Annotated in this window: 12 protein-coding genes and 1 pseudogene; 11 read left to right on the top strand and 2 right to left on the bottom strand. The window is 71.8% G+C overall.

Annotation, left to right across the window (positions count from 1 at the left end):
- Positions 1-20 precede the first annotated feature (20 nt).
- The 5 genes from Q3Y56_RS26870 (at position 21) to Q3Y56_RS26890 (ending at position 7,165) form a co-directional block, all read left to right on the top strand.
- On the top strand, positions 21-1,511 hold the full coding sequence (locus tag Q3Y56_RS26870) for a cytochrome P450 (RefSeq protein WP_304465816.1): 1,491 nt from the start codon (positions 21-23) through the stop codon (positions 1,509-1,511).
- Positions 1,475-2,611 (top strand): cytochrome P450, encoded by a 1,137-nt coding sequence (locus tag Q3Y56_RS26875; RefSeq protein WP_304464387.1) that lies wholly within the window; start codon positions 1,475-1,477, stop codon positions 2,609-2,611. The genes Q3Y56_RS26870 and Q3Y56_RS26875 overlap by 37 nt, the downstream gene beginning before the upstream one ends.
- Positions 2,612-2,719: 108 nt before the next feature.
- Positions 2,720-4,795, top strand: coding sequence for an APC family permease (locus Q3Y56_RS26880; RefSeq protein ID WP_304464388.1), 2,076 nt, complete (start codon positions 2,720-2,722; stop codon positions 4,793-4,795).
- A 252-nt stretch (positions 4,796-5,047) separates the two neighbouring features.
- Positions 5,048-6,376: a class I SAM-dependent RNA methyltransferase gene (locus tag Q3Y56_RS26885; protein ID WP_304464389.1), complete on the top strand. Its 1,329-nt coding sequence runs from the start codon at positions 5,048-5,050 to the stop codon at positions 6,374-6,376.
- Between the two features lie 87 nt (positions 6,377-6,463).
- The gene (locus tag Q3Y56_RS26890) at positions 6,464-7,165 is read left to right on the top strand and encodes an HNH endonuclease family protein (RefSeq protein WP_304464390.1); all 702 of its coding nucleotides are present in this window, start codon (positions 6,464-6,466) and stop codon (positions 7,163-7,165) included.
- 1 nt (position 7,166) lies between these two features.
- Here the strand turns inward: Q3Y56_RS26890 and Q3Y56_RS26895 are convergent, their stop codons facing one another.
- Positions 7,167-7,664 (bottom strand): DUF402 domain-containing protein, encoded by a 498-nt coding sequence (locus Q3Y56_RS26895; protein WP_304465817.1) that lies wholly within the window; start codon positions 7,662-7,664, stop codon positions 7,167-7,169.
- A 234-nt stretch (positions 7,665-7,898) separates the two neighbouring features.
- Between Q3Y56_RS26895 and Q3Y56_RS26900 the strand changes: the two genes are divergently transcribed.
- The 4 genes from Q3Y56_RS26900 (at position 7,899) to Q3Y56_RS26915 (ending at position 10,584) form a co-directional block, all read left to right on the top strand.
- Positions 7,899-8,300, top strand: coding sequence for a cell division protein SepF (locus Q3Y56_RS26900; RefSeq protein ID WP_304464391.1), 402 nt, complete (start codon positions 7,899-7,901; stop codon positions 8,298-8,300).
- A gap of 74 nt (positions 8,301-8,374) precedes the next feature.
- Complete coding sequence (locus Q3Y56_RS26905; protein ID WP_304464392.1) at positions 8,375-9,511, top strand: AAA family ATPase; 1,137 nt, start codon at positions 8,375-8,377, stop codon at positions 9,509-9,511.
- Positions 9,512-9,556: 45 nt separating this feature from the next.
- Positions 9,557-9,979: a nucleotide pyrophosphohydrolase gene (locus Q3Y56_RS26910; RefSeq protein WP_369696809.1), complete on the top strand. Its 423-nt coding sequence runs from the start codon at positions 9,557-9,559 to the stop codon at positions 9,977-9,979.
- A gap of 131 nt (positions 9,980-10,110) precedes the next feature.
- Complete coding sequence (locus Q3Y56_RS26915) at positions 10,111-10,584, top strand: DUF6099 family protein (RefSeq protein WP_304464393.1); 474 nt, start codon at positions 10,111-10,113, stop codon at positions 10,582-10,584.
- Between the two features lie 5 nt (positions 10,585-10,589).
- Here Q3Y56_RS26915 and Q3Y56_RS26920 read toward each other — a convergent pair whose 3' ends face one another.
- Positions 10,590-10,820 (bottom strand): hypothetical protein, encoded by a 231-nt coding sequence (locus Q3Y56_RS26920; RefSeq protein WP_304464394.1) that lies wholly within the window; start codon positions 10,818-10,820, stop codon positions 10,590-10,592.
- A gap of 242 nt (positions 10,821-11,062) precedes the next feature.
- On the opposite strand from Q3Y56_RS26920, the gene Q3Y56_RS26925 reads away from it, so the two are divergent.
- Complete coding sequence (locus Q3Y56_RS26925) at positions 11,063-11,986, top strand: LLM class F420-dependent oxidoreductase (protein WP_304464395.1); 924 nt, start codon at positions 11,063-11,065, stop codon at positions 11,984-11,986.
- A gap of 30 nt (positions 11,987-12,016) precedes the next feature.
- Positions 12,017-12,931, top strand: a pseudogene (gene mmuM / locus Q3Y56_RS26930) (homocysteine S-methyltransferase); the annotation flags it as partial.
- Positions 12,932-12,991 lie beyond the last annotated feature (60 nt).

A 12,991-nucleotide genomic window follows, 5' to 3' on the forward strand; every position in this document is an offset into this window, starting at 1 on the left:
TCACCCCCGACACCGGTGCCGTGCCGCCCCCCGGCTGCCCCGCGCACACCGGTGGCACCGGCCACGCCGCGCGCGAGCCGTTGTACGGACCCGAGTTCGCCGCCGACCCGCACGCCGTCTACGCCCGGCTGCGGCAGTACGGGCCGACCGCGCCGGTCGAACTCGCCCCCGGCGTGCACGCCACGCTGGTGACCAGCTACCAGGCCGCCCTCGAAGTGCTGCGCAGCCCCGAGAAGTTCGCCAAGGACGCCCGGCGCTGGAAGGCGCTGGCCGACGGCCGGGTCGCCCCGGACAACCCGGTCGTGCCGATGATGCACTACCGCCCCAACTGCCTGTTCAACGACGGCGAGACGCACGCCAGGCTGCGCCAGCCGGTCACCGACAGCCTGGACCGGGTCGACCCCAGCGCCCTGCGCGGCTACGTCGAGCGCAGCGCCGACACCCTCATCGACCGGTTCGCGCCCAACGGGGAGGCGGACCTGCTCGGCGACTACGCGAAGGTCCTGCCGCTCCAGGTCTTCCAGCAGCTCTTCGGCTGCCCGCCCGCGCTCGGCGAGCGGCTGGTCAAGGGCATGTCGGGGATCTTCGACGGGATCGACGCCGAGCGGGCCAACGCGCTGCTCACCGAGACGTGCGTCGAGCTGATCTCGCTCAAGCGCAGGCAGCCGGGCGCCGACATCACCTCCTGGATGCTGGCCCACCCGGTGCGGCTGACCGACGAGGAGATGATCCACCAGCTCATCGTCCTCATGGGCGCCGGAACCGAGCCCCAGCAGAACCTGATCACCAACGCGCTGCGGCTGCTGCTCTCCGACGACCGCTTCGCGGGCGACCTGTCCGGCGGCAGCCTGCCGGTCGAGGACGCGCTGGACGAGGTGCTGTGGCTGGACCCGCCGATGGCCAACTACGCCATCCACTACCCCGTGCACGACCTGGACTTCGGGGGCGTACGGCTGCTGGAGGGCGAGCCGGTCGTGATCAGCCTCGCCGCCGCCAACAACGACCCGGCCCTCGCCTCCGACCACCGCGCGGGCAACCGCGCCCACCTGGCCTGGAGCGCCGGTCCGCACACCTGCCCCGGCAAGGACGCCGCCCGGCTGATCGCCGCCGTCGCGGTGGAGAAGCTGCTGGACCGCATCCCCGACATCGAGCTCGCCGTCCCGGCAGACCAGTTGGTCTGGCGGCCCGGCCCCTTCGCCCGCGCGCTCGCCGCGCTGCCGGTCCGCTTCCCCCCGGTTCCCCTCACCGTGACGACGCCGCTGCCGACGCAGGCGCCGGCACCCGAGGCCGTACCCGCGCGTGACCACATCGACCCCACACCTGGAGACAGCCGATGGAACGCCAGTCCAGCCAGTCAGGCCCCGTCAGTCAGTCAGCTCCCGTCGCCCCGTCAGGCCCCGTCGTCATCGATCCCACAGGGCGCGACATCCACGCCGAGGGAGCCCGGATCCGCGCCCAGGGGTCGGCGACGCCCGTGGAGCTCCCTGGCGGCGTGGTGGCGTGGGCGATAACCCGCCAGTCACTGCTGAAGGAACTCCTCACCGACCCGCGCGTCTCCAAGGACCCGCGCCAGCACTGGCCCACCTGGATCAACGGCGAGGTCTCGCCCGAGTGGCCGCTGTTCACCTGGGTCGCCGTGCAGAACATGTTCACCGCGTACGGCCCCGACCACAGGCGGCTGCGCACCCTGGTCGCCAAGGCGTTCACCGCCCGCCGCACCGCCGCCCTGCGGCCCCGTATCGAGGAGATGACCGCCGAGCTGCTCGACACCCTGGCGGCCACCCCGCCCGGTGAGGCGGCGGACCTGCGCGAGGGATACGCGTACCCCATCCCGATCCAGGTCATCTGCGAGCTGTTCGGCATCGACGACCAGGAGACCCGGGAGGGGCTGCGGCGCTGCGTCGACAGCATCTTCCACACCTCCGCCGATCCGGAGGAGGTCACCCGCACCTACGAGCAGATGTACGTCGTCATCGGCGGCCTGATCGCCCACAAGCGCGAGCACCCGGGCGACGACCTCACCAGCGGGCTGATCGCGGCCCGCGACGAGGACGGCGACTCCCGGCTCACCGAGCAGGAGCTGGCCGACACCCTGCTCCTGCTGATCAGCGCCGGCCACGAGACCACCGTCAACCTGCTCGACAACGCCATCCACGCCCTGCTCACCCACCCCGACCAGCTGGAACTCGTCCGGTCCGGGCAGGCGAGCTGGGACGATGTGATCGACGAGACACTGCGCGTCCAGGCGCCGGTGGCCAACCTGCCGCTGCGCTACGCCGTGGAGGACATCGAGCTCGACGGGGGTGTGGTGCTGGGCAAGGGCGACGCGATCGTCGCCGCCTACGCCGCCGCGGGCCGCGACCCGGAGCTGCACGGCGAGGACGCCGACCGCTTCGACCTCACCCGCAAGCTCAAGGACCACCTGGCCTTCGGGCACGGGGTGCACTACTGCCTGGGGGCGCCGCTGGCCAGGCTGGAGGCACAGATCGCGCTCCCGGCGCTGTTCGAGCGGTTCCCGGCGCTGGAGCTGGCGGCCCCGCCGGAGGGGCTGGCCCCGGTGGAGTCGTTCATCTCCAACGGACACCGCGCGCTGCCGGCCCGGCTGAGCTGACCGGGCACCGACCGCGGCCCTGATCGAGGCTCCCGCCCGTCGCCCGCGCGGGCGACGGGCGGACCTCGTTTGACGGCGGGTCTTGACGACCGCTTAACATCCTCTCTTGTGTCCAAACTGACCGACGTACCGAAACGGATTCTGATCGGCCGGGCGCTGCGCAGCGACAAGCTGGGAGAAACGCTCCTCCCCAAGCGCATCGCCCTCCCGGTCTTCGCGTCCGACCCACTGTCCTCCGTGGCGTACGCGCCGGGCGAGGTGCTCCTCGTCCTGTCCGTGGCGGGTGTGTCGGCCTACAGCTACAGCCCCTGGATCACCCTCGCCATCGTGGCGCTGATGGTCACCGTCGTCGCCTCCTACCGGCAGACGGTCCACGCCTACCCGGGCGGCGGTGGCGCCTACGAGGTCGCCACCAAGAACCTGGGCCAGCGGGCGGGGCTCACGGTGGCCAGCGCCCTGCTGGTCGACTACGTCCTCACCGTCGCGGTATCCGTGGCCTCCGGCGTGGAGAACCTCGGCTCGGCGTGGGACTTCGCCGCCGAGAACAAGGTGACCTGCGCGCTGGTCATCATCGGCCTGCTGATGCTGATGAACCTGCGCGGGGTGAAGGAGTCGGGCTCGCTCTTCGCGATCCCGACGTACATATTCGTCGTCGGCGTGCTGGGTACGGTCGCCTGGGGCGCCTTCCGGGGACTGGTCCTCGGGGACACCATGCGCGCGCCCACCGCCGAGCTGGAGATCCACGCGGAGCACGCCGGCCTGGCCGGCCTCGCGCTGGTCTTCCTGCTGCTGCGCGCCTTCTCCTCCGGGTGTGCGGCGCTCACCGGCGTCGAGGCGATCAGCAACGGCGTCCCGGCCTTCCGCAAGCCCAAGAGCAAGAACGCCGCCGCCACGCTGTGGCTGATGGGCGTCCTGGCCATCTCGATGTTCGTCGGCATCATCGCGCTGGCCATGACGACCAAGGTGCGCATGGCCGAGGACCCGGCCACGCAGCTGCTCCGCGACGGCAAGCCGGTCGGCGAGGACTTCACCCAGGACCCGGTGATCGCCCAGGTGGCGGCCGCGGTCTTCGGCGACGGCTCGATCGCCTTCGTGGTGCTCGCCGCCGCCACGGCCCTGGTGCTCTTCCTGGCCGCGAACACCGCCTACAACGGCTTCCCGGTCCTCGGCTCGATCCTCGCCCAGGACCGCTTCCTGCCGCGCCAGCTGCACACCCGCGGCGACCGGCTCGCGTTCAGCAACGGCATCGTGCTCCTCGCCCTGCTGGCGGGCGGGCTCGTCTACGCCTTCGGGGCCGACTCCACCAAGCTGATCCAGCTCTACATCGTCGGCGTCTTCGTGTCCTTCACCGGTAGCCAGACCGGCATGGTCAGGCACTGGAACCGGCACCTGGCCGCCGAGTCCGACCCGGCCGCGCGCCGCCGGATGGTGCGCGCCCGCGGCATCAACGCCTTCGGCGCCGTCTTCTCGGCGCTGGTCCTGGTCGTCGTCCTGCTCACCAAGTTCACCCACGGGGCCTGGGTCGCGCTCGTCGGCATGGTCATGTTCTACGGCGTGATGACCGCGATCCGCGGCCACTACGACGGCGTCGCCGACGAGCTGGCGGCCGACGACGCCCCCTACGACGACGCCGTACGCCCCTCGCGGGTGCACGCCATCGTCCTCGTATCCAAGATCCACAAGCCGACGCTGCGCGCGCTGGCCTACGCCAAGCTCATGCGCGCCGACAAGCTGGAGGCGCTCAGCGTCGGCGTCGACCCGACCGAGACCAAGTCCCTGCGGACCGAGTGGCACGAGCGCGGCATCGACGTCCCGCTGAAGGTCCTCGACTCGCCCTACCGCGAGATCACCCGGCCGGTCGTCGACTACGTCAAGGGACTGCGGCGGGAGAGCCCGCGCGACGTGGTCAGCATCTACATCCCCGAATACGTGGTCGGCCACTGGTACGAACACCTGCTGCACAACCAGAGCGCCTTGCGCCTCAAGGGCCGGCTGCTGTTCACGCCGGGCGTGATGGTGACGTCGGTGCCCTGGCAGCTGGACTCCTCCGAACAGGCGAGGAGGCGGGCCCGCAAGCGGGCGGAGTGGAACGCGCCGGGCTCGGTGCGACGCGGCCCGGTGCCGCAGCCCAAGGGCGAGAAGCCGGCCGCGAAGCCGACCGGCGAGGCGGCGGCGAAGAAGTAAGGGGAGGGACTGGACGCGGCGGGACGTAGACTGGACGGCTGTTGTCCTAACGACGGGACGGCGGTCGTCCTACGACGGGACGGGTGTTGTCCCAACGATGGGACGGCGGTCGTCCCACGACGGGACGACTGTTCTCCTACGACCGGACGGCAGTCGCCCTACGACGGGACGAAAGCCGTCCGACCCGTGGCCCACGCCGCACCCCTCACCGACACCTGCTGCCGCATCTCTCACGTACTGGAGCCACCCGCCATGCAATCCGAAGCCCACGCATCGCTGGTCGGCGAGGAGTACGAGGTCGAGGTGGGGCCCGTCGCGCACGGCGGGCACTGCATCGCCCGCACCGCGGAGGGGCGGGTGCTGTTCGTCCGGCACGCGCTGCCCGGCGAGCGGGTCGTCGCCCGGGTCACCGAGGGCGACACGGGGTCGCGCTTCCTGCGGGCGGACGCGGTCGAGATCCTGGAGCCGTCCAAGGACCGGGTGGAGGCACCCTGCCCGTTCTCCGGACCGGGCGCGTGCGGCGGCTGCGACTGGCAGCACGCCAAGCCCGGCGCGCAGCGCCGCCTCAAGGGTGAGGTCATCGCCGAGCAACTGCAACGCCTGGCGGGCCTGACGCCCGAAGAGGCGGGCTGGGACGGCACGGTGGAGCCCGCGCCCGGCGACAAGGTCGCCACGGGCGAGGTCCCGGCGTGGCGGACCCGCGTCCAGTACGCGGTGGACGCCGAGGGCCGGCCCGGCCTGCGCAAGCACCGCTCCCACGACGTCGTCCCGATCGACCGCTGCCTGATCGCCGCCCCCGGCGTCACCGAGCTGGGCATCGAAAGCCGCGAGTGGCCGCAGATCGCCACGGTCGAGGCCATCGCCGCCACCGGCTCGCAGGACCGCCAGGTCGTCCTCACCCCGCGACCGGGCGGCCGCCTCCCCCTGGTCGAGCTGGACAAGCCGGTCTCGGTCCTGCGTGTGGACGAGAAGACCGGAGGCGTCCACCGCGTCCACGGCCGCCCCTTCGTCCGCGAGCGCGCCCTGGACCGCACCTGGCGGGTCGGCGGCGGCGGTTTCTGGCAGGTCCACCCGAAGGCCGCGGAGCTCCTGGTCGAGGCGGTGATGCAGGGCCTCATGCCGCGCAAGGGCGAGACGGCCCTCGACCTGTACTGCGGCGTAGGCCTCTTCGCGGCCGCGCTCGCCGAACGGGTCGGCGACACCGGCGCGGTGCTGGGCATCGAGTCCGGCAAGCGAGCGGTCGAGGACGCCCGCCACAACCTCCAGGACCTGGACCGCGTCCGCATCGAACAGGGCAAGGTCGAGCAGGCCCTGCCCCGCACCGGCATCACCGAGGCCGACCTGATCGTCCTCGACCCCCCACGCGCCGGCGCCGGCCGCCAGACGGTCCACCACGTATCAACCCTCGGCGCCCGCCGCATCGCCTACGTAGCCTGCGACCCGGCAGCCCTGGCCCGCGACCTGAAGTACTTCGCCGAGTCGGGCTACCGAGTGCGGCGCCTGCGGGCGTTCGACCTGTTCCCGATGACGCACCACGTGGAGTGCGTGGCGGTCCTGGAGCCGGTGAAGAAGGACCGCTGACCTGCGCCGCTGACCTTCGAGGGCCCGGCGCGCCACTGACCGGGTGACGTCCCCTGATCGCGTTGATTGATCCGTTATGACGTTTGTATGATCAATCAACCGAGAAGTCGGCGGGCCCTGGCGTTCGCCGCCGCGCTGGGGACGGCGCTTGCGCTCGTCCCCGCGTCGGTGTCCTCCGCCGAGCCCGCCGCCTCCGCCGCCCGCGGTGCGGCCGCGTACGTCCCTGTGGGCCCGGCCGAGATGCCCGAGCCGCCCGAGGTCGCCGAGATCCGTGCGGAACTGGAGCAACTCGCCGTCGCCGAGCCGCACGACATGGAGGGCTACAGCCGTGCCCGGTTCCCACACTGGGTCGACCAGGGCGAGCGGTGCGACACCCGTGAGGTCGTCCTGCAGCGCGACGGCGAGAACGTCGTGCAGGACGACATGTGCCGAGCCACGTCCGGGAGCTGGGTCAGCCGCTACGACGGCAGGACCCTGAACGCGGCGAGCCAGGTGGACATCGACCACATGGTGCCGCTGGCCAACGCCTGGCGTTCGGGGGCGGACGAGTGGACCACGGCGCAGCGACGGCGGTTCGCCAACGACCTGACCAACTCGCAGCTCATCGCCGTCTCCGCGGCCTCCAACCGCAGCAAGGCCGACAAGGGCCCCGACGCGTGGAAGCCGCCGAGTGTCGACTATTGGTGCACTTACAGCCGCGCCTGGGTCAGCGTGAAGTACCTCTACAAGCTCAACATCACGGCACGAGAAGGACGCGAGCTGAACAGAATGCTGAACACCTGCGACTGAGCTACTCCAGCAGCGCGATGAAACCGCCGCCGTGGGCGAGACGTTCGAGCTCGTCGAGGGCCTGCCGGGCCCGGTCCGCGGCGGCGGGGTCGCGTTCCGGCAGGCCGCTCTCCAGGAACTCGTCCTCGTCCAGGCGCAGCACCGTCCGCCCGTCGGCCGACACCCACAGATCGAGGTCCAGGTCCTCCACGACCAGCCCGTCGTCCTCCACCGTCGCGGGCCGGGTGATGTCGCAGTACCAGCCCTTGAGCGCGCCGTGACCGTCACGTACCTCCTTGACGGAGTACCAGCGGTCGCGCCAGTAGTGCTCGGTGAACACATCGCCGCTCTCGAAGCGCACGAACCCGAAGTCGCGGGTCGCGGCGCCGGCCCAGGGGGCGCGGACCACGAGGTGTGTGCCGTCGTCGGCGGTCACCACCGCGGGGTAGCGCACGTCACGCCGCGGGTGTTTGACCAGCCGTACCGTCACCTCGCTGTCCGGCGCCAGCCTCTCGGTCATCTTCGTGCTGCCCATCACAGCTCCCTCGCTCCGTACTCCGCGCCCGTCGCGGTGTACACCTGTACCTGACCCTCCGGCAGGGAGCCCGTTGGCGTCCATCGGATTTCCGGCGTCCCGTGCCGGCTTCCCGGCGTCCCGTGCCGGCTTCCCGGTGTCGTTGCGCCGGGGATTATGTGGTTATCCCTAGAATTGCCTGATGCAGATATCCAGCGCGTACGCTCGCGAGGCCGCCCGGTGACCCGCTTCGATGTCACCGACGAGCAGTGGGAGGGGCTCGCGGAAGTCGTCCCGCTGCGCGGCAGGAACGAATGGCCTTCCTGGCCCAACCACCGGGCGTTGCCCGAGGACGAACCGGAGCACGAGGAGGCCGGTGCGCGACGGTTCGTCGTCATTCGGGTGCAGTGCTTCGCGGACGCCCGCGAGGTCGCCGAGTACCTCATCGCCCAGATCCCGGTCCTGCTGGACCTCAGCAGCGCCGAAGGGGACGTCGCCAAGCGGGTCCTCGACTTCTCCAGCGGTGTCGTCTTCGGACTGAACAGCGGAATGCACCGGGTCGACACGAACGTCTTCCTGCTCGCTCCCGTCGGGACGGAAGTGGCGGAGCCGCGGACATCCGGGGCAGTGCTTCGTCCGTAAGAGTGGTACTCCGATCGTAGGAAGGTAGAGAAGGTGTAACGGTTCGTCTGATTTCCACCAAGTACGTTCCGATCATGAGCGTATCGAGGCTGCGGCCTGTTGTGACCGAACTGAGGCTGTCGGCCTACAAGACACACACCAGAGCCGCCTACCCGCTGGGGCCGCTCACCCTGTTCGCCGGACCGAGCGGTAGCGGCAAGTCCACGGCGCTGGAGGCGTACACGGCGCTGTCCCGCCTGGCGGGAGGCGAGCCGCTGGACGCGGTGTTCCCCGACCCGGCCGCGTGTGTGCCGCGGCGGGCGCGGCCCGACTCCCAGGGGAGGCGGGGCTTCCGCATCGGCTGCACCGTGGACGGGCCCGTCGGCCCCGTCCAGCTCGATGTCGCCGTCCAGGCCGAACCCGAACTGCGCGTCGTCGGCGAGCGGATGACCGGCGCCGGCGAGACCCTGTTGGAGACGGCACTGCGCGATCCGGGCCGGCGCGCGGTGCAGGCCGCCTGGCACACCGGGGGCGCGGTGCCCGTCACGCGTGCGCCGCTGCCCGACGACCGGCTGGCCACGGCGCTGCTGCCGCTGCGTATCGCGGGAACGACCGCCGGGCAGCTGCTCGCGCTGGCCGCCGCCGAGCAGGTGGTCATCGCGCTGCGCTCGGTCTTCCCCTGCGACCCTGTGCCGGACCGGATGCGGGTGCCCGCGCGGCGGGAGGAGGGGCGGTTGCGGGCCGGGTGCGACAACCTCGCCGCCGTGCTGCTCCGTACGCGTACGGAGTGCGCCACGCGGCACACCGCACTGGTCGGCGCGGTGCGGGCGGGGTGCGCCGGGCCGGTCGCGGATCTGACCACCGAGCCGCTGACGGGCGGGGCGGTGCGCGCGCTGCTGGATCAGGGGGAGCTGGGCGCGATGCCCGTCGACCGGCTGGGCGACGGAGAGCTGCGCTATCTCGCGCTGGCGCTGGTCCTGATGACCGGTCCGGAGGTGCTGGACGTGGACACGGTGAAGGACGTGCTTCCGGCCCGGCAGGCGCTGACGGTGCTGGCCGACGGGTTCGACCGGTGCCTGGACCGCAGGCAGGCGGGGGAGCTGCTGGGAGTGGCGGCGCGGATGTGCGCGCGGGGGCACGTCCGGCTGGTGGCGGCGGTGGGCGACACCGTGGACCTGGGCGTCGGGGCCGGGGGCGAGGATGTGACGGTGGTGGATCTGGGGAGGGCGTGACGGTGGTGGATCTGGGGAGGGCGTGACGGTGGTACACCTGGGGGCGTGAACGACGTACCCGAATCCGAGCCCGAGAATGAGCCGACGGGCGAGCCCGCGCCCGCTGCCGAGCCCTCGGCCGCCCGTGATGTGCTCGCGCTGCAGCGCCGGCTCGCCGCGTTCGCGGCGGCCCGCGACTGGCAGCCGTACCACACGCCGAAGAACCTGGCTGTGGCGCTGAGCGTCGAGGCGGCCGAGCTGGTGGAGATCTTCCAGTGGCTGACGCCTGAGGAATCGGCGCGGGTGATGGAGAACCCTGAGGCCGCTGCGCGTGTCGAGGACGAAGTGGCGGATGTGCTGGCGTATCTGCTCCAGTTCTGCGGGGCTTTGGGCATCGACGCGCTGGCGGCGCTGGACGCGAAGATCGACCGCAACGAGCAGCGCTTCCCTGTGACCGACCCGACGATCTCCCATCGTCACTCTTTGTAGTGATCGAGTTATCCACAGCGCAACTTCTGTCTACAGATTCCTGAATTCCCCTAGCTTTTCGGGCTGTTGACCATCACTCTGGGTAGTGGATGGTTAACGGGCGCGGAAGTCCGTGGAGAGGGGTACGGGGCATGGACGCGATGCGGCTGATCGGCGCCACCCGGCATGCCCTGGCGCAGGCCGGGACGGTGCAGGACATCGTTGCCGAAGCGTGGCAGGCGCATGCGCTGGCGGAGGCGATCGGCGGCCATCTCACGGTGTACGGGCCGGTGCCCGCGCGAGCGGAGGCGCGCGGACTGGGCGAGGCGGGAAGCAGGGCGCGCGCCGCCCTGTACCACCCGGCCTTGCGCCACCCGGCGGTGCGCAGCGGATGCATACGGGCGGTGCAACTGTCCGAAGTGCAGGAGCTTCGGCGGACGTTGATCGCTCTGGCGGAGCTGCTGGGGGACGCGGGGATCGCCTTGGTGGGCGTTGCCTCGGGCACCGAGGAGGAGGCGCTGTACTGGAGTTGCGTCGAATCGATCGACGCCGCCGACGAGTGCCGGGACCGGGTGCGCGGAATCCTGCGCCACCTGGAGGTCCGGGAACGGGGTGGTGCGGCGTGAGACGGTCAGAAGGCGTGCTGAGACACGTGGTCGGCACCGCGCTCGGCCTGGTCGTCTACATCGTCGTCACCGGCGGCGGTGGCGGTGTCGGTGGCGCGCGCGGCGGACGACTGCAGATCGGCGTCGAGACGCGACAGATCCGCGGTGAGCGCCGCCATCAGTTCCTCCATCTGCTGGAGGAGGCCCTTGGGGCCGCCCTGCTCGGCGGACGGGTCGGTCGCGGCTTCCTGGTGCATGGCGGCCTCCTCGGCCCCCGCCCTCCAGGCTGGGGAGGGCGGTGGTGCGGTCGCCGCCGGCGGCGGCCGCCGGCGCGCGGGCCGGGCGGTCCGGCTCCGCCCGACCAAACGATCACCTGTCGCGCCGGTCACTGGCCCGGCGGACCGATCCGTCACGGGGGAGCGGATTTCACCCGGGCGGGACGCCCCGGTTGGTCGAGGTGGAGCGTGGTTGACGTCCCAGGGGAGTGCAGGATGGGGGCATGGACCTGCGCATTTTCACCGAGCCTCAGCAAGGGGCCGACTACGAGACCCTGCTCACCGTCGCCAAGGCCACGGAGGACCTGGGCTTCGACGCCTTCTTCCGTTCCGACCACTATCTGCACATGGGAGGTGTCGACGGGCTGCCCGGCCCGACGGACGCCTGGATCACCCTCGCCGGACTGGCCCGTGAGACCCGGCGGATCCGGCTCGGCACGCTGATGACCGCCGGCACGTTCCGGCTGCCCGGTGTGCTCGCCATCCAGGTCGCCCAGGTCGACCGGATGTCCGGCGGCCGGGTGGAGCTCGGCCTGGGCGCGGGCTGGTTCGAGGAGGAGCACAAGGCGTACGGCATCCCGTTCCCGAAGGAGAAGTTCGCCCGGCTGGAGGAGCAGCTGGCGATCGTCACCGGACTGTGGAGGACGCCGGTCGGCGAGACCTTCAGCTACGCCGGGGACTTCTACCAGCTGACCGACTCGCCCGCCCTGCCCAAGCCCGCCCAGCCCAAGGTGCCGGTGCTCGTCGGCGGTCTCGGTGCGACCCGCACCCCGCGGCTCGCCGCCGCCTACGCCGACGAGTTCAACATCCCGTTCGCGTCCCTGGAGGACAGCGCGCGGCAGTTCGGCCGGGTGCGGGAGGCGGCCGAGGCCGCCGGGCGCAAGGGCGACGACCTGGTGTACTCCAACGCCCTGGTGGCGTGCGTGGGCAAGGGCGACGCGGAGGTCGCGCGACGGGCCGCCGCGATCGGCCGGGAGGTGGCGGAGTTGAAGGCGAACGGCCTGGCGGGCTCGCCCGCCGAGGTCGTCGACAAGATCGGCCGCTACCGGGAGATCGGTTCGTCGCGGATCTACTTCCAGATTCTGGACCTCGACGATCTCGACCACCTGGAGCTGATCTCCTCCCAGGTGGGGTCCCAGCTGAGCTGACCAGCCGCTGACCAGACAAGGAGCACCGCGATGTCCGCCCGTGTACCCGCGTCGGCCCCTGCCACGCCGCTCGCCACCGCGCTCGCGCGCGGGCCGCTGATCCTCGACGGCGGCCTGTCCAACCAGTTGGAGGCGCAAGGGTGCGAACTGCTGGACGAGCTGTGGTCGGCCCGGCTCCTGGCCGACGAGCCGCGGCAGATCGAGGCGGCCCACGCGGCGTACGTGCGGGCGGGCGCGCAGGTGCTCATCACCTCCAGCTATCAGGCCACGTACGAGGGGTTCGACCGCCGGGGCGTGCGGCGGCCGGAGGCGGACGCGCTGCTGCGGCGCAGTGTGGAGCTGGCGCGGCGGGCGGCGGCCGGCGCGGATCGGGAGATCTGGGTGGCCGCCTCCGTCGGGCCGTACGGGGCGATGCTCGCGGACGGCAGCGAGTACCGGGGGCGGTACGGCCTGAGCGTGGCCGAGCTGGAGCGGTTCCACCGGCCGAGGATCGAGACCCTGGCCGCGGCCGGCCCGGATGTGCTCGCCCTGGAGACCGTGCCGGACGTGGACGAGGCGCGAGCCCTGCTGCGGGCGGTCGAGGGGTGCGGGGTTCCGGTGTGGCTCTCGTACAGCATCGCGGGGGAGACCACCCGCGCCGGGCAGCCGCTCGCCGAGGCCTTCGACCTCGCCGCCGAGGCCGACCAGGTCATCGCGGTGGGCGTGAACTGCTGTGAGCCGCACGACGCGGACCGCGCGGTGGAGGTCGCGGCTCGGACCACCGGCAAGCCGGTGGTGGTCTATCCGAACAGCGGGGAGGTGTGGGATGCGCGGACGCGGAGCTGGCGGGGGCGGTCGACGTTCGGCCCGGACCGGGTCGCGGCGTGGCAGGAAGCCGGTGCGCGGCTCATCGGCGGCTGCTGCCGGGTGGGGCCGGACCGCATCGCCGAACTGGCCGCCGTCATCGGACGGAACGGCATCAGTGACACCGGCACAGGCGGCACCGGGGGTGGCGGCACGGGCCCC

Origin of the sequence: Streptomyces sp. XD-27, from assembly GCF_030553055.1 — a bacterium.
Lineage (GTDB): Bacteria > Actinomycetota > Actinomycetes > Streptomycetales > Streptomycetaceae > Streptomyces.

Excerpts from the sequence above, each read along its gene's own strand:
- Q3Y56_RS26905 (WP_304464392.1), top strand. The coding sequence starts at position 8,375 with ATGAGCGTATCGAGGCTGCGGCCTGTTGTGACCGAACTGAGGCTGTCG.
- Q3Y56_RS26920 (WP_304464394.1), bottom strand. The coding sequence starts at position 10,820 with ATGCACCAGGAAGCCGCGACCGACCCGTCCGCCGAGCAGGGCGGCCCC.
- Q3Y56_RS26915 (WP_304464393.1), top strand. The coding sequence starts at position 10,111 with ATGGACGCGATGCGGCTGATCGGCGCCACCCGGCATGCCCTGGCGCAG.
- Q3Y56_RS26925 (WP_304464395.1), top strand. The coding sequence starts at position 11,063 with ATGGACCTGCGCATTTTCACCGAGCCTCAGCAAGGGGCCGACTACGAG.
- Q3Y56_RS26895 (WP_304465817.1), bottom strand. The coding sequence starts at position 7,664 with ATGACCGAGAGGCTGGCGCCGGACAGCGAGGTGACGGTACGGCTGGTC.
- Q3Y56_RS26885 (WP_304464389.1), top strand. The coding sequence starts at position 5,048 with ATGCAATCCGAAGCCCACGCATCGCTGGTCGGCGAGGAGTACGAGGTC.
- Q3Y56_RS26890 (WP_304464390.1), top strand. The coding sequence starts at position 6,464 with ATGATCAATCAACCGAGAAGTCGGCGGGCCCTGGCGTTCGCCGCCGCG.